Genomic DNA, 21,513 nt, shown 5'->3' with positions numbered 1-21,513 from the left:
GACTAATATAATTGACTTTTTTAATAAAAAATATTAGACTTTGCATCAAGCTTTTTTAGGAGATTTTATTATGGGACATAATATAATAGACGGATATAGAAAAATAGAAGGTAATTATCCAACATACAGAGAATATTTAATACATTTCTATTGTAAAGACTGTTCTAATTTCTGGGCTGTAGATGATAAAGAAATCAATATAGTAGAAGATGATGATTTAACCAATATAGATGATATAATAGATGATTCTGTATCAAATTGCCCTATATGCGGCTCAACAAATATAGCAAGAAGCAATAAAAATAATTAATTACTTAATTTATTTTTAATAAGTTCTATAATCTCTTTAGAATCAATTTCATTAGCTAATTGCAGAGCATCTTTATCTTCTTCATTTTTAATGCCTAAATTAGCTCCCTTCTCTATTAATATTTTTGCCACATGAATATTATAATTTTTTAAAGCTATTATCAAAGCAGATTCATTTTTTACATCAACATCATCTAAATTAGCACCATTGTCTATAAGGAAATTCACAGTGTCAGCTGCTCCGTCCTCAGCAGCATACATAAGAGGAGTCTTATTACTAAAATCTTTAGCATTTATATTAATTCCAGAGCTAAGCATAGCTTTAACCTTTTTTAAATCCCCATATAAACAAGCTATATGTATACTGTCATTATTAGAATCTAATCTAATATTTTTAAAAGCTCGTTTTAATACAGGTGTAAGTATAACAAGAGCAACTATGACAATAATTATTATAGTACCGTATTCCATAATACAAAATCCTATGCTTTCAAATCAACTTAAGAACTACTATAAAAAACATAAAATACCCTAATTTTGTAAAATATATAATAAATTATCAATTATCCAAATAAATTATATCCTTATTATTAGTATCTATTATAATGTTTTTTCCATCAAATTTTTTTGCATCTTTATAAACTATATATGGTATATTTAAAGCTTTAAGAAGTATAGCAGAATGAGAAATAGAGCTTCCATTCAAAGATATAACCCCTTTAATATTATTAGAAAAATTAGCAATATTTGATACATAAATATTATCTGATATCAAAATAATATCATTTTTCTCCGGCAATTCTATTTTTTTATCTAACATTACAGCTAACACCTGATTTAAAATATCCTGAATATCATATTTTCTCTCTACCATATAAAAATCATCAAACTCGTTAAAACAATCATACATATTTTGCATAATATTAGTATACAAATATAAAGCAGTATGCTTAGAAGTTTCAAGCAAGCTATCAACATCATTAATAACAGCCTCATCAAGAAGCATAGATAAATGAGAATCAAATATAAGACTCTCATCGCTGCCAAGCTTCTTTTCTTCTATTTTCTTTTTTTGCTTTAATATCTCTTTTCTTACAGTTTCTATTGCATATACAAATTTTTCTTTTTCAGTTTTTATATCTATCTCTCTTTGTTCCTCATACCCTATTTTTATATCTAAATCAACATACTTAGCTAAACCACAAGCCCTGCCCTCACAAACAATTTCAAAATCTGAATTAACCGTATAAACTTTTTTCGCTTCATTATCATTAAACTCAAACTTTCCATCAAACAAATCTTTAAAATATTCTGTTAAAACTTGATGATTATCGCCTTTTATATATACTTCTACAACATCATTATTTTGTATATTTAATAAAGATATCTTACTCATACTATCAGCGCAAACAATATTTTTATTTTTAGTTTTATTAGTAATGTATACAGAACAATGATTTTTAGAAATCATATTCATAAACATAAATATAGGTCTAACATGAAAACCATTTTTTAATTTTACTACATATTCTTTTTTTATATAATCTTTTAAATTTTCTTGAATATTTTCACTATAATATTTTTTTGCTAAATTATTTAATTTATCTTCTATCTCATCTATTTTTTTATTTAAAGATACTTCAAAAGCAGCAGCCATTCCACCTTCTACAATAGGCGCAAATGATATCCTCACATTTTTTTGCTTTTCTTTATCTAACATAGCAACAGCCATCTCACAATTAATTAAAGCCTCTTTGCTGTCAAAAAATACAATAACACCATCATCAGTATAATTATCATTTATAACTTTATAAATATCATTATGATTAGTACCAAATAAGCTGTTATTCTCCCCTATTCCTCCAGAACATGCAACAGATATCTTACTAACTTTATTAATATATTTTTGTAATGCCTTTACAAAATCATTACTGTCAGAAACAAAAATTAAACCAACCACATTTAATCCTTTTACAATTTTTTATAAATTAACATATTATTTACAAGATAAAGTATAATAAAAACATAGTTTTTTTGCAATATCATAATATATATATATTATTGTTTATAATACAAATTTAGTATTAAAAAAATAAAAAAAGGAGTGATGAAAAAATCAACACTCCTTATATAATAATACTAAATATTTATTATTGATTATTAGTTACTATCTCTACATTTTGAGTGAAAGTATAAACTAAGTTAGTACCAGAAGCAGTAGTAATAGTTAATACATCGCCATCTAAAGCAATAGTATCAGCGCCATTTAATATTTGTAAATATTCCATTTCGGCATTCATATCTTCTTCAGGACCAGCCATTTTAGTAGAACCCATAGGACTTAATTTAATTTTGTTGCCTTCTAAAGTAAACCCGCCAAAATAATTATTAATAACAGCTTTACCGCCTAACATGTTAGTAGCAGAAAAAGCAATAGTTACTGTTTTGCCTTCATACATATTAGTAAGAGCAAACTCTTTGCCTAATAAATCATCAACTGTAACCATGGCAGTATTTTGTCCAGAAGCATTTGCTGTTTCAGTTGTTGTATTTGAAGATTGTCCGCAAGATACTACGAGTATTGTTCCCATAACAGCAAGAACTAAAAATAATATTTTTTTCATTTTTATTCCTCTTAATTAAATTTTGTAAAAAGTATTATATTATAATTAAATTTTATTATCAATATCAATATTATGATTTTAATATAATTTAATGTTTTTTTTTAATTTTTTGTGTTAAAATAGTAATAATATTTAAAATTATTTAGAAGAACCTGCTTTCAAAATATTCACTATATTTTGATGACCTCTTTGAATTGCATAAGATAATGCTGTTTTACCATATTTGTCTTTGATACTAATATCTGCACCAGCATTAACCAACATACGTACTATTTCAGTATGCCCTTTATATGAGGCCCTGCTTAAAGCTGTTCTGTTTCTAACATTTACAGCATTTAAATTCGCTTTCTTTTCTATCAAAACTTTAACAACTTCTGTAAGCCCCTCTTCTGATGCCTCTATCAATGGTGTTTCTCCCATTCTGTCTTTAGTGTTAATATCAGCCCCAGAGTTTATAAGTTCTATTGCTCTTTTAGCGTCTTTTCTCTCTAAAGCTTCCATTAATGGAGTCATTTTCTTTTGAGCAAATAAAGATAAACTAAAAAACATTATAAAAACTATAATTCTTTTCATACAAAATCTCCATTTAATCTGTAAAATATATATTATAAAAAATAGTATAATAAATACAATATAATTTGTCAATTTTATGTAAATAAATTTTGTTATAAATTTACGTTTTGTTGTATAAATATAGGTTATATAAGATAAATTTACATTATAGATTCTATTATATATTAATTTTATAATAAATATCATTATGAAAATAAATTATTTCTTATTTTTGACATTCATCTTTTTATAATTATTTCTATGCTTAGTGATTTTCTTAAGAGCCATTTTTCTGTCTTTCTTTATCTCTATAGAACTTTTTTGCAACTCTCTATTTTCATTAAGAAGCGTTATATAAGCATCATATCTCTCATAAGGTATTTCATCATTTTCAAGCAGCTCCAATATATAACAATCTGGTTCATGCTGATGAGTACAATCTTTAAATTTACACTTTTTAGCGTACTCTTCTAAATCCTCAAAAGTTTTCTTTATACCTTTATCATCTTCCCAAAGTCCGAGATTTCTCAAACCAGGTGTATCTATTACAACACCACCGCTTTCCAAAACTAAAAGCTCCCTATGTGTTGTGGTATGCATTCCCTTAAAATCATACTCTCTTACCTCTTGAGTTTTCATCTTCTCATCTTTCAAAAGATAATTAATAATAGTAGATTTACCAGCACCAGATGCCCCTATAAAAACGGAAGAAGTATCTTTCTTAATATATTTCAAAAATGTATCAGCATTCTTTCCTGTCTTTGAACTATATGCAAAAGCTGTTTCATTTGGATAAGTTTCTTTTATAGTTTCTAATAATTCTTCATATTCAGCATCTTCATACAAATCTATTTTGCTTATTGCAATTATTGGTTTTATATGCGATGTGTGAACAACTGACAAATATCTTGCAATGGCAGACATCGGCATTTCATTATCAATACCAACTATTATAAAAGCATAATCAATATTGCTTACTATAGCCTGTATATCATTTTTTTTAACATTAGCTTTTCTATATAAAATATTTTTTCTTGTAAGTATAGTATCAATAAAAGCATTATTATCCGACTTTTTCATTAATACCCAATCACCAACAACAGGAAGCTCGCTTTGTACTTCAGAGTTGTATCTAATCTTTCCTTTAATTCTTGCTAAAAACTCTCCCTCATCAGAAAAAAGAGTATAATATCTTTTATTAATCCTTATCACTCTTGCAGGAATAAGTTCTTCATTATTAATTTCTTTTAAAGAATTAATTTTCAAACTTTCTAATGCTAACTTCTCAAAATATTCATCAAAGCCAATATCTCTTATTTTCAATATTTTCATCCTCTAAATTTTATATTTTTATAATACTAAATTTAAAAGTTTTGTCAATTTAATTATTAGTTATAACATTATTTATATTAAAATCTATGTTTATTTCCCCCAACCTGGGATACTTTATTAGAGATAAACCATTTTTTAATTCTCTTGATACTATTTCAAAAATTACTATATCAGGATTTTCATTTAATACATGATTAAAATTAAATTCTGATACATGTAAAAAAGTAAATTTATAAAATGAAGAAGCAATATAATCAAACATAGCTCCAGTATAAGAATCTCCAAACACTAACAATTTATTACTGTTAGTAGAATCAGATTCCATATAAGTATATTGATGAGGAATATTAGTAGCTTTTATTAATTTATAATTAATTGGATAATTAATATTATAATCATTATCATCATTATACTGTTTAATAAAATTTATCATTATTGCTAAGTCCCCAGAAATTTTAGCAGAATTTGATACTATCAAATTATCTAAGTGTTCAGGATTCATATTAATTTTTTTCATAATCTCACAATATCCTATATAACCACCTAATTTATTCCAATGGGTATCATACTTATAATATAATTGATATTTATTTTTATATTTTAATAATTCTTCTTTAGGATAAACTATTTTTAAATCTGTATTTCTATTCATATAATCAACAAATTTATCTACATAATTTATATTAGTTTTTCTTCTTACATAATGAGGAATTTTTTCTTCATAAATGAAAGTTTTATCAGGACATATCATGAATATAAAATCTATATTTCTTTTCTTTAATTCATCTCTGAAATAAATTAAATTATTTTTTATAGTAATTAACTCTTCATCTGTAAAAAATTCGCTGTCAAGACCAATATATTTTTCCATCAAATTGCCATCTTTATAAAATAACCAGCTATCTTTACCTAATAAAATTTTATCAGAAATAATATTTTGAAATATTTTTATATCTATAATATTCTTTAACTGTACTAATTTATTTCTAAAAGGAATATTATCATCAAAATATTTTTCGTATAGTTTAGGATACACATCTAAATGATTTATATCTATTATTGGTTTTGAAGCTAAAACTCTATTTTCATAATTACTTTTATCAAAATAATTTCCAAATACATTATAAATAATGGTAGGTAATATCAAAAAGCTAAAAAATATAATTATAATATAATGTGTTTTTATATTAGATAAACTTCTTAATTCTTTTATGAATAAGAATAAAACTAATAATACAAAAACTATAAATATACTATTTAAAGAAATGTTGAATAATATAAAAAAAGCAAATATAAATAAAATAATTGGAATTATATATTTTTTCAATACAAAAAAATAATCAATTTTATTAAAAAAATTAATTATAAAAATACATAAATCATCTGAAATATAAACAAATATAGCGAATAAAATAACTAATAATATAAACAATAAAAAAATATTACTTTTTACTTTCAAAATATATTTAATATTATCTATTTTTTCTATTTCTAATTTATTTGCAGTAAATAAAATGCCAAAAGGAACACCAAATTTATTATTCATTTTTATTTCTTTTATATAATTAGGTAAACTATTAGTATTTAAATATACTCCATATATATCACTATTTCTAAATACTTTGCTGTAATAACTTACTCTAAAAGAATAAGCATAATTTCTTATTATATTATCATTTTTAATATCATTAATTTCTAAATTATTAGTATTGTATAAAAACGTTTCTTCTGTATTCAATGAAATACCAGATAAATAACCTACCCTTTCTTTGCTACCTAAAACACTAAGAACTATTAAAGTTATAAAATACAAGATTAATATAGATATATAAATATTCATTAATATTTTTTTTAATTTCATAAAATACTCTCTTAAAATCTGAAATAGATAAATGGATTGTAAGTTCCATTAACTAAATACATAATACAGATAAATAGAAGTATGAATTGAATTATGCTCTCTAATACATAAACTCTGCTTGAAAATATAGCTTCTTTAATTTTTGGAAATAGACTCTGGAATAATCCACTAAACAATACTCCAAATATAAAACAAACTAAAGTCTGAGGATAAAAGAAATATCTAATTGTAAAAATACTTTCTTTATAACTAAACATTAATTTGTATAAATCTAAGGCATGTTTCAAGTCATTAGCCCTAAATAATACCCAGCCAAGTACAAATACTAATATCACATATATATGATTTAAGAATTTTAATTTATTCTTCTCTAATAACTTACCTAAAAAGATTCTCTCTATTATCAAGAAAAATCCATGCCATAAACCCCAAAGAATAAAATTAAAACTAGCACCATGCCATAAACCAGTAGCAAAAAATACAATAAATAAATTCAAATAGGTGAAATATTTTCCTTTTCTGTTGCCGCCTAATGGAATATATAAATACTCCTTAAACCAAGTAGATAAAGATATATGCCATCTTCTCCAAAACTCCTGTACAGATTTAGATATATAAGGATAATTAAAATTCTCTAAAAACTTAAATCCAAACATATAACCTAAACCTATAGCCATATCCGAATAGCCAGAAAAATCATAATATATTTGAAGTGTATAAAGAATAGCAGCAAGCCAAGCCAATATTGTTCCTATATCACCTATGGGTTGCTTTAATATCTCATCACAGGATAAAGCAAACATATTGGCAAGTATAACTTTTTTAGATAGTCCGTAAATAAACCTTTTTATTCCGTAGCTAACATTCTCTAAAGTCTCTGTTCTATTTATTATTTGACTGTCTATATCATGATATTTTACTATAGGTCCTGCTATTAATTGCGGAAAAAAAGAGATATATAAAGCCAAATTAATAATATTTTTTTGTGCTTTATTATGTTCTCTATAAACATCTATTACATAAGATAAAGCCTGAAAAGTATAAAATGATATCCCTATTGGTAATACTATTTTTTTTAATGAAATAACTTCTTTACCTGATATTGAATTAATTATTGATATAGCAAAATCAGTATATTTGAAATACCCCAATATAGATAAGTTAATAACTATACACAAAGCTAAATATAATTTCTTTTTTCTTTTATTATTATCTTCAGTTGCTTTATCAATAAATAATGCAAAAATGTAGTTAATAATTACGGAAGAAAACATTATTAAACTGTAACTAACTCCGCCCCAAGCATAGAATATAATACTTGATATTAATAACAAAACATTTCTATATTCTTTTTTGATTAAATAATACGATATAAAAACTATTGGTAGAAAAAGCCATAAAAAAATCATAGAGCTAAATAACATAATAACTCCATGACTATAAATTTTTTATGCAAAAATGAATTTATTAAAGAATTATAAGATATTAGGTGCTGTGCTGTGCTGTGCTGTGCTGTGCTGTGCTGTGCTGTGCTGTGCTGTGCTTCATAGCACTCTCCTTCTATTTATTAGTTTAAAAAATAATATTACATTTTCTATTTAAAGTCAAATAAGAATATTTCTATATCTAATTATTTTTTATAAAATAAAAACATATTTTCTCAGTCATTATTCCTCATGAGTAAAACATCTCTATATTTTATCATTGTGTTCCCGCGAGGTATAATAGTGCCTCCGTCTCTTTTTATCATTACTATTAAATTATCCTTTGGCAATTTCAAATCTTTCAACTCTTTATTTTTCCAAGGATGATTCATATTAATATTTATCTCTTTTAATGTTATATCATAATATTTTGTTCTTTTAGCATTAAGTATTATTGTATCGCCGCTGTTTATAACAGTGCTTCCATTTGGAATAATAGTTTCATCACCACGTTCTATTGTTATAATAATTGAGTTTTCTGGAAGCTCTATATCTTTAATTTCTCTGCCAACCCAATGATGATTTTTAGTGATATTAACTTGTATAAGTTCCATATCATCATCATCAACATAATCGTTAAAAGTTTTTAATACATTTTCTGCAGAATCAACAAGTCCGAGTTTTTTGGCAATAATAGGAAGTAAAGTACCCTGAAAAGATACAGATATGATTGCTAAGAAAAATACAATATGAAATATATCGTAGCTAATAGCATCCCCATTTACTATAACAAATATAGCAAAAACAATGGAAGCAGCCCCTCTAAGTCCAGCCCACATGATTAAAAGCTGTTTTTTTAATGATACCTTAAAAGGAGTTAATATTGCTAATACAGCTATAGGTCTCGATACAAATGTTATAAACAATGCTACAAATATAGCAGTAGGAGCTACATTGGATATTCTTGAAGGGAAAGAAAGAAGACCAAGCAAAAAAAACAACACCATCTGCATAAGCCCAGTAACACCATCAAAGAAATTAACTAAAGCTACTTTATTTTTAATACTGCTGTTTCCAAGAACTATACCAACTAAATAAACTGCTAAATATCCATTGCCTCCCACTATAGAAGATAAAGAATAAGAAAGCAAAGCAACAGCAAGCACAAATATAGTATCAAGACCGCTTACAGGAAACTTGAATTTTCTTAAAACATTATAAGCCATAAAAGATATTAAAGCAGCCACTATCACAGCAAATACTATCTGAGCAAATACCATATAAACTATTGAAAGAGGACTATTTAATGTTTTTCCAATAAGCCCTAAAAATATAACAGTAAGCATATAAGACATAGGGTCATTACTTCCGCTTTCAAGCTCTAAAAGTGAAGCAAGCCCGTCTTTTAAGTTTAAATTCTTTGAACGAAGTATAGAAAACACAGAAGCAGCATCGGTAGAACCAATAACCGAAGCTATTAAAAAACTCTCAAATAATTCAAACTTTAATACAAAATAACATAAAACACCCGTAACCATAGAAGTGATAAAAGTACCAACAAATGAGAGTAAAAAAGCTTTTTTTGCCACAGGTTTAGCAACTTTCCAATTAGTACCAAAACCTCCGTAAAACATTATGAATATTAAAGTTATGGTACATATCTGTTCTGCCACAACATAATTATCAAACTCTATTTTTAAAATTCCGTCAGAACCAAACAGCATTCCCAAAACTAAAAAAAGTAAAAGCGAAGGCACCCCAACCTTCATAGATATTTTACTAGCTACTATACAAATTATAATTATTAAAGATGATATTAATATAGCTGTATTCATATTAAAGCATTATAATCCTTATTAATTTTCTTATTATTTATTTTTTTATTTATTTTTCTTTAGGTTTAAATATTAATGAAATAGAGTTTACACAGTGCCTTATATTTTTATCTGTTAAATGCTCACCTTGAAACACATGTCCCAAATGAGCACCGCAGTTATTACATGTAATTTCTATTCTATATCCGTCTTCATCTAATGACCTTCTAATAGCTCCTTTTATTTCATCATCAAATGAAGGCCAGCCGCATCGAGACCTAAACTTATCTTCAGAGCGGTATAATTCAGCACCGCATTGTTTGCAGCAATAAACTCCGTCCTCAAAAAAATCATTATATTCACCTGTAAAAGGATATTCAGTTCCTTTAAATATTATTACATTTCTCTCTTCTTCTGTTAATTTTCTTAGCTCCATAAAAAAACCCAATAATCATATAATTTATAAAAAAATTGTATACTAAAACTTCAAATAAAACTACTCTTTTATTATTTTTTATATTAAAAAAATATAATTTATATAATAATAATTAGATTTATACAGAAAAAAATTACTTTTAATACTTGACAAAAATAAAATAATATAGTAATATAGCCAAACATTAAATTGATAAAGAAAAGAAACGGGCCAATAGCTCAGTCGGTAGAGCATCGCCCTTTTAAGGCGGTTGTCGAAGGTTCGAACCCTTCTTGGCTCATATAGGTTTTTATACACCTACAATTACTTTATATACGCCGGTGTGGTGAAGAGGTTTAACACACAGGATTTTCATTCCTGCATTCGCGGGTTCGAAACCCGTCACCGGTTCATCTACTTGCCATATCTGTAAATGATATGGTTTTTTTATAGCTATAATATTTTTATGAAAATTAAAAACAAAGATAATAATAATAAAGCACTAAAAACAATAAGCAATGCCAATAAAAAAGCTCTAATCATATTAATTTCATCAATTGCTGTAATAATTATTATCATATCTTTTTTGTTATATTATTTTCTATATAGTCAAATAAATTCAGCAAGAAAAAATGATGAAGAGTTATATTTTTCTGTGTTATTTATAGATGAAAATAATGAGCCTTATGGTGCATATATCGGAGTATTATCAAGTTTACATAATAGAATCGGATTAATAGGTATTCCAAGAAATGTTGCTCTTTGGAAAAACAAAAAAGATGACTCTATGCCTCTAAGAGAACTATACAAAGAAGGCGGAGATTCTGCCGTATTTAAAGCTATAGAAAATACCGTTAATAAAAAAATAACATACAAAATAACCCTTGATAATAAAAGCATATCAGACATAATAGATTTGATTGGCGGGGTAAAGATGTATGTAGAAGAACCTATATATTACACAGCAAAGAACAGCCTTTATAATATTAACTTTGATATAGGGGAATGGATTTTTCAGGGAAATAAAGTAGTATCATACTTACATTATATTAGTATGAAGCAATATGAGGATATAGAAACATTATATAGACTTGAAGATGTTATTATTAATTTAATGATTAGTTTTATACAAAGCCCAGAACTTAAATCTATGATAATTAGAAAAGATATGAGGAATGCTATATATTCAAAAATAAAAAGTAATTTAAGACCTCCTGATATTAAGGCTATATTAAAAATAATATCAAACAGCAATGAAAAAAGTTTAATAGTGCAAAATATTGATGGACGAGTTGACGAAAAAGGAATAATTAATCCGTTGCTCAAAGGAAGTGCTTTTGTGAAACAGATGGAAGATTTGGCTTTATATGTGGGGTTAAAAACGGAGAGAAGCGAATTAAACAATGAAGATGTTAGTTTAATAATTTTAAATGGAACTGATGTTTCGGGGCTTGCGGACAGAATAAATATTAGAATGCGTTATAGGGGCTTTGCGGCTGGTGAGTATGGAAATTTCCCTGCTAAAGTGTATAATAGCATCGTTCTTATAAGAAACGGTGAAATAGAGAAGTCTTTTATGGTTGCTAATGAATGCAGAATTAGCAGAATATATGCTAAAACAGATAGAAGGCTTTTAAATAATGCAGTATTAATTTTGGGGTATGATTATTATGAAATTCAATGATTCAAACAAAACAAAAAAAATGATAGACAGAGAAATGGCTAAACACTTAACTCTAAAAGCCGCAAAAGCTTTAGATGATAAAAAACTTGAAGATATAGTAATATTAGATTTGGACGGAGTTACTACCCTTTCAGATTTTTTTATTATAGCAACAGCCTCTTCTGCTCCTCAAATGAAAGCTGGTTCTGACGCTATTTATAAAGAATTAAAAGAAGAAGGCGTTACTCCTTATGCAGAAAATGATAATAATTCTGATTCTTTATGGTATTTAACAGATTATGGCTTTTTGGTGATACATTTGTTTACACAGGAAGGAAGAGAGTATTATGATTTGGATAAATTATGGCATGAGGCTAAAAAAATAGATATGAATTAAATTTATTAAAAGTTATTTTAAAATTATTTTATGGAGAGTTTTATGAAAAAAATTATTATTTTATCTTTTTTATTTATATTCGCTAAATTATCATTTGCAGAAAGCGGTTGGCAATTAGGAGCTACTATACCTATTGGAGCTAGTTTTAGTTTTTATAATGTTTATTTTTCTAAAGATGCACCTCAAAGCTATAAGGATAATTATAGAAAAAATAGCGGTACTATTGGATTTGATGCCGGCATAAGTTTTCAGGCTGGGTATTTAGTAACTGATGAAGAGAAAGGAATTAGCTTACTCGTAGATATAGGTTATTCTCATGATTCTTTCGGACTTAAAAGCTCTTATAAAGATGAAACTACTCAGAAAGATGTAAATGTGAGAGAATATTATACTTTTGAAAATATGCAAATTGGCATACTTCCTAAATTCCATTATAGTAATTTTGCTTTCGGTCTTGGTATTGGAGTAAAAGTACCTTTATATCTCACACATTCTGCAGAGTTCTTTAATGATAACACAAGTACTAAAACTTTTAGCTATTATGATGTTGGAAAAATTGATGATGTAATGAAAAATATGGTAATGACATATATTAAGCTCACTTTTGATTATTCTTTTAATATTCAAGATAATGTTGCTTTATTAGTTGGAGCATATATTGGTACTGATTTTGGCATAGATTTAAGAGGGGCAGAAAAAGTTATTGTTGAAAGCAGAAATTTAGCTTCTTTAGATATAGGTGCACAAGTGGGAATGAAATTCGGTACTACTATAGGCAATTAAAATCGGCAATTAAAAAATAATATGATATTTATAATAATATTAGTAATATTACTTTTAGCCATTATTATAATATCAAATTATTATGTACAGTTAGTTTTAATTAAAGGCAAAAAAAGAATACTCGAAATCAAAAAAAACAGCAAAGAAGAAACTGAAGAAGAATTATTAGAAAAAGAAAAAAGAAGAGAATGGTTTGAAAAGTCTCAATCAGATGTATATACAAAAACTTCTGATAATTTAAAAGTGCATGCTCATTTCATAGAAAATAAAAACTCTAATATTTACACAATAATAGTTCATGGATATGAGAGTAAAGGCTCTAATATGAGGTATTATGGTGAGAAGTTTTTTAATATGGGGCATAATGTTCTTCTTATAGATTTGAGAACTCATGGTTTAAGCGAGGGTAATTCTTATGGCATGGGGTATTTAGAAAAAGAAGATATTCTCGCTTGGATTAAATATATATTATCAATTAACAGTAATGCTGATATTATTTTATTTGGAATTTCTATGGGGGCAGAGTCTATAATGATTGCTTTAGCTCAAAATATTCCTTCAAATGTTAAGCTTGCAATAGAAGATTCTGGATATACTAATGCTAATGAACAGCTTGGAAATAGGTTAAAAATAAGTTATCATCTGCCCTATTTCCCATTTATACCCATAATATCATTAATAACAAAATTAAGAATAGGATATTTCTTTTCAGAGGCTAATGCTTTAAAATCTGTATCAAAGACAAAAACTCCTATATTATTTATTCATGGAAGTGAAGATGATTTAGTACCTTTAGAGATGATGGAAAGACTATATAATGCATGCTCATCAAAAAAAGATAAATTAATTGTAGAAGGTGCTTATCATATAAGTTCTGCAAAACATAATGAAAAATTGTATTGGGACAAAATAAAAGAGTTTATAGCAGAGCATTTATAATTTTTCATTGTTGGTGATATATATTGAAATAAATATATTTTGTCAATTTATATATTTTTATAAAAATTTTATCAACTTTTTCCCGCCGCAAAAAGTGCAAGTTTTTTAGATTTACATGTTAAGAATATATATTAAATGTGGAATAAAACCTAAATTTTAGCTAAAAATGCAGTCTTTTTGCTTCTTTTATACCAATACCGAAGATACCTTACCGCAGGCACGCAGAACGTCAGTAAAAGAAATGGGGAATAAAGCCACCACAAATAAAAAAACATAAAAATAAACTCTACACAGTGTTAATTATTATTTACTTTCGTATTAGTTTCTACAATACGGTTTGTGTAGAGAGAATATAGCCTATATGAAGCTTTATCTGTAGTATAAGCTTTATTATTCATTTCAAAAGCGTATAACTCCCAATTATAATGGTCAAGTATTTTAAATTGAAAAATATATTTATTTGTATCTATTGTGCCTATAATGTCCACATAACGCATATAATCATCTTCTGCTATAAAATCTTCCCATTCAACAGTATTAAAAGAAGTTATTAAATCTTCTATTTTTATATCAGGATACATTGTAAAGGAGCTTTTTTTTATTAAACCTATAGCATCAAATTTCCTGCTTCTAACATCTATATCATTGGTATATATATTATTTGTCATATTGCCAGTATATTGCTTACTTTCATAAACTATATTTTTTTTACAAGATATTACAAATATTGCAGCAAACAATAATGAAATAATTAATAATTTATTCACTACTTAAAAACCCTACCATTTTTAATATATAATTAAAATTATAAAATTCAATTATATTTTTTATTAATAATTATAGTTTAACTATCTCGGAAAATAAAACAAATAAAATTATGTTAGATAAAATTAAAAATATTAAATTATCCTTGACTTAATTTTTTATTTATGATAGCATAGATTTTATATGTTCGTATATAGAATATTATTTTAATTAAGGAGTAATTTTATGGCTGTAAAAGTAGCAATAAATGGTTTTGGACGTATTGGTCGTCTAGTTTTTCAGGCATTGGTAGAACGCGGTTTATTAGGTAAAGAGATAGATGTAGTTGGTGTTGTTGATGTTAGTACTGATGCTAAATATTTTGCTTATCAATTAAAATATGACTCTGTTCATGGCAGAATGAAAGCTGACATCACAACAGAAGGCGAAGATGTATTAGTAGTAAACGGAAACAAAATTAAATGTATCGGTGCTACTAAAGAATTAAAAGACCTTCCTTGGAAAGATTTAGGTGTTGAATATGTAATCGAATCTACTGGTCTTTTCACTGACAAAGAAAAAGCTGAAGGTCATATAGCTGCAGGTGCTAAAAAAGTTATCATATCTGCTCCTGGTAAAGGTGATTTAAGAACTTTCGTTTATGGTGTTAACCATGAAGAATATGACCCTTCTAAACATCATGTAGTATCAAATGCTTCTTGTACTACTAACTGTTTAGCTCCATTAGTACATGTACTTCTTAAAGAAGGTATCGGTATAGAAACAGGTCTTATGACTACTATTCACTCTTATACTGCTACTCAAAAAACAGTAGACGGTCCTTCTAAAAAAGACTGGAGAGGCGGACGTGCTGCTGCTGTTAATACCATCCCTTCTACTACTGGTGCTGCTAAAGCTGTTGGCGAAGTTTTACCAGTTACTAAAGGTAAATTAACAGGTATGAGTTTCAGAGTTGCTACTCCAGATGTATCTGTTGTAGACTTAACTTTTAGAAGTGAAAAAGATACTTCTATTGAAGAAATCGATGCTTTAATGAAAAAAGCTTCTGAATCTTATATGAAAAATGTTTTAGGTTATTGTAACGAAGAATTAGTATCTAGCGACTTCATACATGACAATAGAAGCTCTATTTACGATTCTTTAGCTACAGTTCAAAACAACTTGAAAGGTGAGAAAAGATTCTTCAAAATCGTTTCTTGGTATGATAATGAATGGGGTTATTCTAACAGAGTAATTGATTTATTATTGTATATGTACAACAAAAAATAATAATAAGTTATAATAATTAATTTATTAGGCTATAATAAGGGTGCATAATATTAAATTATAGCACCCTTTAAATTTTTAATGAATATAAAAATTAAAAGGATATAAAAATGAAAAAATCAGTAAAAGATATAGATATTAAAGGCAAAAAAGTCATAATGAGAGTTGACTTCAATGTTCCTCTTGATAAAGAAACAAGCTCTAAAATTACAGACACTACAAGAGTAGATGCTGCTATGCCTACTATTGAGTATATTCTCTCTCAGGGTGCTTCTCTTATACTTATGAGCCATTTAGGAAGACCAAAAGGAGAAGCTAATCCTAAATATTCTCTAAAACCTGTTTATGATTATTTAAAAACTAAACTTCCTAACAATAAAGTTATTTTTGCTAATGATTGTATAGGAGAAGAAGTAAAAAAACTTGCTGCTGAATTAAAGTCAGGAGACGTACTTTTACTTGAAAACTTAAGATATCATGCTGAAGAAGAGAAAAATGATGCTAACTTCTCAAAACAATTAGCTGATTTAGCTGATGTTTATGTTAATGATGCATTTGGTACTGCTCACAGAGCACATGCTTCTACTGCTGGTATAGTATCTGCTAAAGCTGGCATGCCTGCTGTTGCTGGTTTCTTAATGGAGAAAGAGATACAGTATTTGGGTGATGCTGTTGCTAACCCTGCTCGTCCTTTTGTTGCTATCATTGGCGGAGCTAAAGTTTCTTCTAAAATTTCTGTACTTAAAAACTTACTCAACAAAGTAGACACTTTAATTGTTGTAGGCGGTATGGCTTATACTTTCTTTAAGGCTAAAGGATTAGAAATAGGTGCTTCTTTATGTGAAGATGATTATATTGCTACTGCTAAAGAGATTATGGACAAAGCTAAAGAATTAAACAAAACTTTATATTTGCCTGTTGATAATGTTATAGCTGATAAATTTGATAATGATGCTGCTATAAAAGTTGTAGATTCTACTGCTATACCTGCTGGTTGGATGGGTATGGATGTTGGACCTAAAACTTTAACAGAAATTGAAGGTATACTTAAAAATGCTAAAACAGTTGTTTGGAATGGACCATTAGGTGTATTTGAAATGGGTAATTTTGCTAAAGGTACTTTTGAAGTAGCTAAGTTTATTGCTAATTCTGGAGCTGTAAGCATTATCGGCGGAGGCGACAGTGTATCTGCTGTAAATAAATCTGGGGTTGCTGACAAGATGACTCACGTATCTACAGGCGGCGGAGCTTCTTTAGAGTTCCTTGAAGGTATAGAATTACCAGGAATCGCTGTATTACAAGATAAATAATGCATTTATTTAGATTTGAATAAAAAAACTCTGATAGCTTTTTTAGCTGTCAGAGTTTTTTATAAGCTATTTCATATATATTTCAAAACTAAATTAATAGTATTTTTTAGTTTATAACCCATCTACTTCTAATAAAAATTAATCACATCTTTTTAAACTTAAAATAGGAAATATTTTCAGCTATATGCTCTGTTTTATCTAATATTTCTTTACTTGAAATAGCACTGTCATTTGCAAGAGAACTATTTCTTTGTGTAATATCATTAATAGAAGAAACACTTATATTAATTTGTTCAATATTATCTTTTTCTTCCTCTGCTGCATTCGATATATTAATCAATGAATTTGATACTTCTGTAACAAAATTATTAATTTCTTCTAATATAGAAGATGATTCTGATACTGTTTCATAACCCGAATCTATTTTTTGAATTGTACTTTCTACTATAGCTGTAATATCATCAGCAGATTTAGCAGAAGTTTGTGCTAAATTTCTCACTTCACTTGCTACAACCGCAAATCCTTTACCCTGTTCACCTGCTCTTGCTGCCTCAACAGCTGCATTAAGAGCTAATATATTAGTTTGAAAAGCTATAGACTGTATCATTTTAATAATTTCTGATATACTTTTACTTGCCTCAGATATTTCAGTCATATTTGACAATGTTTTTGATACGATATCCACTCCTCTGCTGGTATATTCTAATGCCTTCTCACTTGTTTCTTTTGCCTTATTAGTATTAACATAAGTTTCTGTAATTGAAGAAGATAATGATTCTATAGCACTTGCTAATTCATTAATTGAAGATGATTGAGAAAGTGTTTTTACAGACAAATCGCTATTGCCTGAAGATATTTTATCCATTTCACTATTAATAGAATCTATATCCAATTTTAAATTATAAATCACTGAACTAATATTTTTTTGCATTTCATATATAGAAGACGATAATACTTGTGCTATATTATGATTAGCTTTATCATTATCATCATTATCAATATCAAAATTACCTGATGCCATCTTATTTATATGCTTAACAGCTTCATTTAAAGTATTAGTAATAGGTATAGTAATAATTGTAACCAAAACAATCTCTAATATTATAGAAAGCATAATAATCATTAATAAATAAAATGTTAATTTATATATATTTGATTTTAAATCGTTATTATTACCCTTAGCTATTATGTACCAAGGGAACCCCTTTATTTCTCTTATACCATACCATTCATTTCTTAAAACAGATACAGCGCTGCCATTTTCTATGTTGTTTTTTATTTTAGCAAATTCAGGTATATTAAAAGCTAAATACTGAGAATTGAGCAAATAATCTTTATTATCATGATTAAAATATCTTCCATCTTCCAAAACTACAAAAAACTCATATCCTTTATCATTTTTTATTTTATTAATTATTTCTTGTATCTTTGAAAAATAAACATCTAATGCCACAACCCCTTTTAAATTACCATAAGAATCTGATACCTTTTTTGATAATGTTATTATTACAGAATCTACAGATATATCAGTATATGGTTCTGTTACAAAAATATTATTAGTATTAACAGCTCCTATATACCATTCTCTGCTTGTTTGGTCATAATCGCTTGGTATATTGCCAAGAGCTGTTATAAACTGACCTCCCTGAGAATAAGGAGTTGTATTTCCAAAATATATATCAAATATTTCTTTATCTGATGCTTTCACATTAGAAACAGACAAATTAATATAGTATTCAGGCAAATCTGATTTTATAAAATTTTCTGCAGCATCCACTTTTACGCTATATTCAGATATCCATTCTAAAACATTTGCTGAAACATCTTCCATCATATATGAAACATCATATATAAAATTTTGTTTATAACTATTATAATAAACTAAATATATAGGAATACAAATTAACACAAAAAATATAAAATAAGGTATAACAAATTTTAATACTACCGCCCTTCTGCTAACTTTTAATTTATCCATATATAAAAACTCCTATATAAAATTAGTTTATAAATAATATAAAATCATATAAAAATATCATATTATTGTCAATCAATTTTTTTAATGATACTTAATACAAAATTGATAACTTTTGCTATATAACATAATAACTATAATATATCATAATACTTTTTGATATATTGTAGTTATCTCGGTTTGTTAAAATAAAAAATTTAAAATTATATTTAAGGCAAACATATAAAATATTTACTTATTAGATTATAAAAATAAGAATAAAAAAGAGATGAATATAAAAATACTCATCTCTTTTTATATAAAAGATTATAAATTAGCTTTCAATAATTCAATGATCTCTTCTTTACTTAATACTTTTCCATAAGAAAGAACCTTATCATCTAAAACCAAAGCTGGAGTTGACATAACACCATAAAATGCTATATCCTCCATATTTTCTACATGTTTAATAGCCAAATCAAGTTTAGCTTCTTCGATTGCTGCTATAGTATTTTCTTCTAATTTTTTACAATTTTCGCAACCTGTTCCAAGTATTTTAACTCTTGCCTCAATAGGTTCCTCTTGTACTTTTTCCTCTTCACCGAAGGGATCTACAGCAGGTCCTCAGCCGCAGCCTCCATTACCAAAAAAAAGATCTTTTAATGACATAAAATTTTCTCCTTATAAATTTTATTTTTATATATTTTAACTTTTTAAATTATAACAATTTTTCTTGTAAAATTACTATTAATTTTTCTTCAGAAAGTATTTCTCCATAAGAAACAAGTTCATCATTTATTATAAGTGCAGGCAAAGTCATAACACCATAATATGACATAGTAGCCTTATCATCAGTACACTTAATAGGAAAATCAATATTTAACTTATTTATAGCATTTTGCAAATTAGTTAGCATCTGAGAATAGTTTTCGTTAGATAATAATAAGATTTTATCAACTTCTCTTTGTATACCCTCATCTTCTAGAGAGTCTGGCAAACAGCCTCAGCCAAAATCTATTCTTTGCATATAGCCTCCATAACATTCTTTATATATACATCATACAGGTATATTAATATAATTGCAAATTTATTTTTAAAATATTAAATAAATTATTTTCTATAAGCCATTCTCCTGTAAGTGTGTCTTATACCCCTAAGAGCAATAGACATAGCCATAATATTTTCAGGCAATGCCATTCCCCCATAAGCAGCATCGCCAATATGTACAATATCAGCCCCAGCCATCTTTGACCATAAAGTCATCTCTCTAATAGTATTAACATCAGCCCCCTCTTGAGAAGTACCTATAGCAGTTTTTGCTAAAACTCCAAAACTATGTATTCTTTTTATCTGTTCATAAACAAAATCAACAGTATAACCAGGAAGCGTTGAAGGAGAGCCAACCATAACAACATCAGCACCAGCCTTAACCATATTGTCAAGCTCTTCCATAGAATATACATTATCCCCGCCTGCTCCATGCATTTTACCAGCAATAATAAGGATTTTATCACCGCACACACTTTTTAATTCTTTAGCAGCCTTTGATATATTTTCTATTGTAACTCCTGTATTAGGGTTTCCAGTAAGAACAACATAATCAAAACCATATTTAAGAAGTTTTTCATAATTTTCTTTTGAAGCTCTAAAACCAGGATTATAATTACTATCTTCTGGTACAGGCTCCAAATTAACTCCTATTAATCTTCCTGTAATTTTTTTTAAATCTCTAATGATATTATCATTGCTTTTATTAATTTCATTAATTATGCCTTTTAACCTTGCACAAAGCCAAGTTTGCTCTGATGAATCAGGATTTTCTTTGTATAATCCCCAAATAAAAGGTTTATTCATATCAAATAAATTTAATGTAATAAAATCTGCCCCAAATGCCCCTGCTGCTTCTGCATTACTAACAGAATCTATTAAAGGCTGATGTCCAGAGCATATTTCCGCCATCACAGATCTCCCCTCAGATTTTTTTACAATCTCTTTTAATAAAGATGCATTCATATTTAATACATCTTCTAAAGCAAGTTCAAAAATTCTTTTAGACATAAAAATACTTCCTTTTTAATTAATAATATTTATGATATATATTAAAC

Annotated in this window: 22 protein-coding genes and 2 tRNA genes; 10 read left to right on the top strand and 14 right to left on the bottom strand. The window is 27.0% G+C overall.

What is annotated here, in order from left to right; genetic code table 11:
* Window positions 1-70 precede the first annotated feature (70 nt).
* A complete protein-coding gene (locus R4I97_RS11160; RefSeq protein WP_013243392.1) occupies window positions 71-310 on the top strand; it encodes a hypothetical protein in 240 nt (79 codons plus the stop codon).
* Here R4I97_RS11160 and R4I97_RS11155 read toward each other — a convergent pair.
* From R4I97_RS11155 to R4I97_RS11125, 7 genes are all read right to left on the bottom strand, one after another.
* A complete protein-coding gene (locus R4I97_RS11155) occupies window positions 307-780 on the bottom strand; it encodes an ankyrin repeat domain-containing protein (RefSeq protein ID WP_335785116.1) in 474 nt (157 codons plus the stop codon). The two genes, R4I97_RS11160 and R4I97_RS11155, sit on opposite strands and share 4 nt — an antisense overlap.
* Before the next feature lie 88 nt (window positions 781-868).
* Window positions 869-2,269: a phosphoenolpyruvate-utilizing N-terminal domain-containing protein gene (locus R4I97_RS11150; protein ID WP_335785115.1), complete on the bottom strand. Its 1,401-nt coding sequence runs from the start codon at window positions 2,267-2,269 to the stop codon at window positions 869-871.
* Between the two features lie 190 nt (window positions 2,270-2,459).
* Complete coding sequence (locus R4I97_RS11145; RefSeq protein ID WP_335785114.1) at window positions 2,460-2,933, bottom strand: META domain-containing protein; 474 nt, start codon at window positions 2,931-2,933, stop codon at window positions 2,460-2,462.
* Window positions 2,934-3,071: 138 nt separating this feature from the next.
* Window positions 3,072-3,506, bottom strand: coding sequence for an ankyrin repeat domain-containing protein (locus tag R4I97_RS11140; protein ID WP_335785113.1), 435 nt, complete (start codon window positions 3,504-3,506; stop codon window positions 3,072-3,074).
* 198 nt (window positions 3,507-3,704) lie between these two features.
* A complete protein-coding gene (gene rsgA / locus R4I97_RS11135) occupies window positions 3,705-4,808 on the bottom strand; it encodes a ribosome small subunit-dependent GTPase A (RefSeq protein WP_335785112.1) in 1,104 nt (367 codons plus the stop codon).
* Window positions 4,809-4,866: 58 nt separating this feature from the next.
* A complete protein-coding gene (locus R4I97_RS11130; RefSeq protein WP_335785111.1) occupies window positions 4,867-6,678 on the bottom strand; it encodes an alginate O-acetyltransferase AlgX-related protein in 1,812 nt (603 codons plus the stop codon).
* 11 nt (window positions 6,679-6,689) lie between these two features.
* Window positions 6,690-8,102, bottom strand: coding sequence for an MBOAT family O-acyltransferase (locus tag R4I97_RS11125; protein WP_335785110.1), 1,413 nt, complete (start codon window positions 8,100-8,102; stop codon window positions 6,690-6,692).
* Between the two features lie 34 nt (window positions 8,103-8,136).
* Here R4I97_RS11125 and R4I97_RS11120 point away from each other — a divergent pair, with 34 nt between their 5' ends.
* Window positions 8,137-8,280 (top strand): hypothetical protein, encoded by a 144-nt coding sequence (locus tag R4I97_RS11120; RefSeq protein ID WP_335785109.1) that lies wholly within the window; start codon window positions 8,137-8,139, stop codon window positions 8,278-8,280.
* Window positions 8,281-8,338: 58 nt separating this feature from the next.
* Here R4I97_RS11120 and R4I97_RS11115 read toward each other — a convergent pair whose 3' ends face one another.
* Together R4I97_RS11115 and R4I97_RS11110 are read right to left on the bottom strand one after the other, a co-directional pair.
* Window positions 8,339-9,937, bottom strand: a complete 1,599-nt coding sequence (locus R4I97_RS11115; RefSeq protein ID WP_335785108.1) for a potassium/proton antiporter — start codon at window positions 9,935-9,937, stop codon at window positions 8,339-8,341.
* A gap of 49 nt (window positions 9,938-9,986) precedes the next feature.
* Window positions 9,987-10,352: a methionine-R-sulfoxide reductase gene (locus R4I97_RS11110; protein ID WP_335785107.1), complete on the bottom strand. Its 366-nt coding sequence runs from the start codon at window positions 10,350-10,352 to the stop codon at window positions 9,987-9,989.
* A 207-nt stretch (window positions 10,353-10,559) separates the two neighbouring features.
* Here R4I97_RS11110 and R4I97_RS11105 point away from each other — a divergent pair.
* From R4I97_RS11105 to R4I97_RS11080, 6 genes are all read left to right on the top strand, one after another.
* Window positions 10,560-10,632 (top strand) — tRNA-Lys (locus R4I97_RS11105).
* A gap of 36 nt (window positions 10,633-10,668) precedes the next feature.
* Window positions 10,669-10,742: transfer RNA gene (locus R4I97_RS11100), tRNA-Glu, on the top strand.
* A 55-nt stretch (window positions 10,743-10,797) separates the two neighbouring features.
* Window positions 10,798-12,015 carry an LCP family protein gene (locus R4I97_RS11095; RefSeq protein ID WP_335785106.1) on the top strand — a complete coding sequence of 406 codons (1,218 nt, stop codon included), beginning with the start codon at window positions 10,798-10,800 and terminating at the stop codon, window positions 12,013-12,015.
* Window positions 12,002-12,391, top strand: a complete 390-nt coding sequence (gene rsfS, locus R4I97_RS11090; protein ID WP_335785105.1) for a ribosome silencing factor — start codon at window positions 12,002-12,004, stop codon at window positions 12,389-12,391. The genes R4I97_RS11095 and rsfS overlap by 14 nt, the downstream gene beginning before the upstream one ends.
* A 42-nt stretch (window positions 12,392-12,433) precedes the next feature.
* Window positions 12,434-13,174, top strand: coding sequence for a hypothetical protein (locus tag R4I97_RS11085; RefSeq protein ID WP_335785104.1), 741 nt, complete (start codon window positions 12,434-12,436; stop codon window positions 13,172-13,174).
* Window positions 13,175-13,195: 21 nt separating this feature from the next.
* The gene (locus R4I97_RS11080) at window positions 13,196-14,113 is read left to right on the top strand and encodes an alpha/beta hydrolase (protein ID WP_335785103.1); all 918 of its coding nucleotides are present in this window, start codon (window positions 13,196-13,198) and stop codon (window positions 14,111-14,113) included.
* A 296-nt stretch (window positions 14,114-14,409) separates the two neighbouring features.
* On the opposite strand, the gene R4I97_RS11075 is transcribed toward R4I97_RS11080, so the two are convergent.
* Entirely contained in the window at window positions 14,410-14,880 is a 471-nt protein-coding gene (locus tag R4I97_RS11075; protein ID WP_335785102.1) for a hypothetical protein, read from the bottom strand.
* 223 nt (window positions 14,881-15,103) lie between these two features.
* On the opposite strand from R4I97_RS11075, the gene gap reads away from it, so the two are divergent.
* Together gap and R4I97_RS11065 are read left to right on the top strand one after the other, a co-directional pair.
* Complete coding sequence (gene gap / locus R4I97_RS11070; protein WP_335762915.1) at window positions 15,104-16,147, top strand: type I glyceraldehyde-3-phosphate dehydrogenase; 1,044 nt, start codon at window positions 15,104-15,106, stop codon at window positions 16,145-16,147.
* Between the two features lie 107 nt (window positions 16,148-16,254).
* Entirely contained in the window at window positions 16,255-17,454 is a 1,200-nt protein-coding gene (locus R4I97_RS11065; RefSeq protein WP_335785101.1) for a phosphoglycerate kinase, read from the top strand.
* Window positions 17,455-17,596: 142 nt separating this feature from the next.
* Here R4I97_RS11065 and R4I97_RS11060 read toward each other — a convergent pair whose 3' ends face one another.
* From R4I97_RS11060 to R4I97_RS11045, 4 genes are all read right to left on the bottom strand, one after another.
* Window positions 17,597-19,432 (bottom strand): methyl-accepting chemotaxis protein, encoded by a 1,836-nt coding sequence (locus tag R4I97_RS11060; RefSeq protein WP_335785100.1) that lies wholly within the window; start codon window positions 19,430-19,432, stop codon window positions 17,597-17,599.
* A 303-nt stretch (window positions 19,433-19,735) separates the two neighbouring features.
* A complete protein-coding gene (locus tag R4I97_RS11055; protein ID WP_420535698.1) occupies window positions 19,736-19,981 on the bottom strand; it encodes a thioredoxin family protein in 246 nt (81 codons plus the stop codon).
* A 145-nt stretch (window positions 19,982-20,126) separates the two neighbouring features.
* Window positions 20,127-20,405 (bottom strand): thioredoxin family protein, encoded by a 279-nt coding sequence (locus R4I97_RS11050; RefSeq protein WP_420535696.1) that lies wholly within the window; start codon window positions 20,403-20,405, stop codon window positions 20,127-20,129.
* Between the two features lie 113 nt (window positions 20,406-20,518).
* On the bottom strand, window positions 20,519-21,466 hold the full coding sequence (locus R4I97_RS11045; RefSeq protein WP_335785098.1) for a hypothetical protein: 948 nt from the start codon (window positions 21,464-21,466) through the stop codon (window positions 20,519-20,521).
* Window positions 21,467-21,513: the final 47 nt, after the last annotated feature.

Source organism: Brachyspira pilosicoli (assembly GCF_036997485.1).
Classification (GTDB): Bacteria; Spirochaetota; Brachyspiria; order Brachyspirales; family Brachyspiraceae; genus Brachyspira; species Brachyspira pilosicoli_C.
The sequence above is the reverse complement of the archived record's forward strand: the minus strand, read 5'-3'. Positions and strand labels throughout refer to the sequence as shown.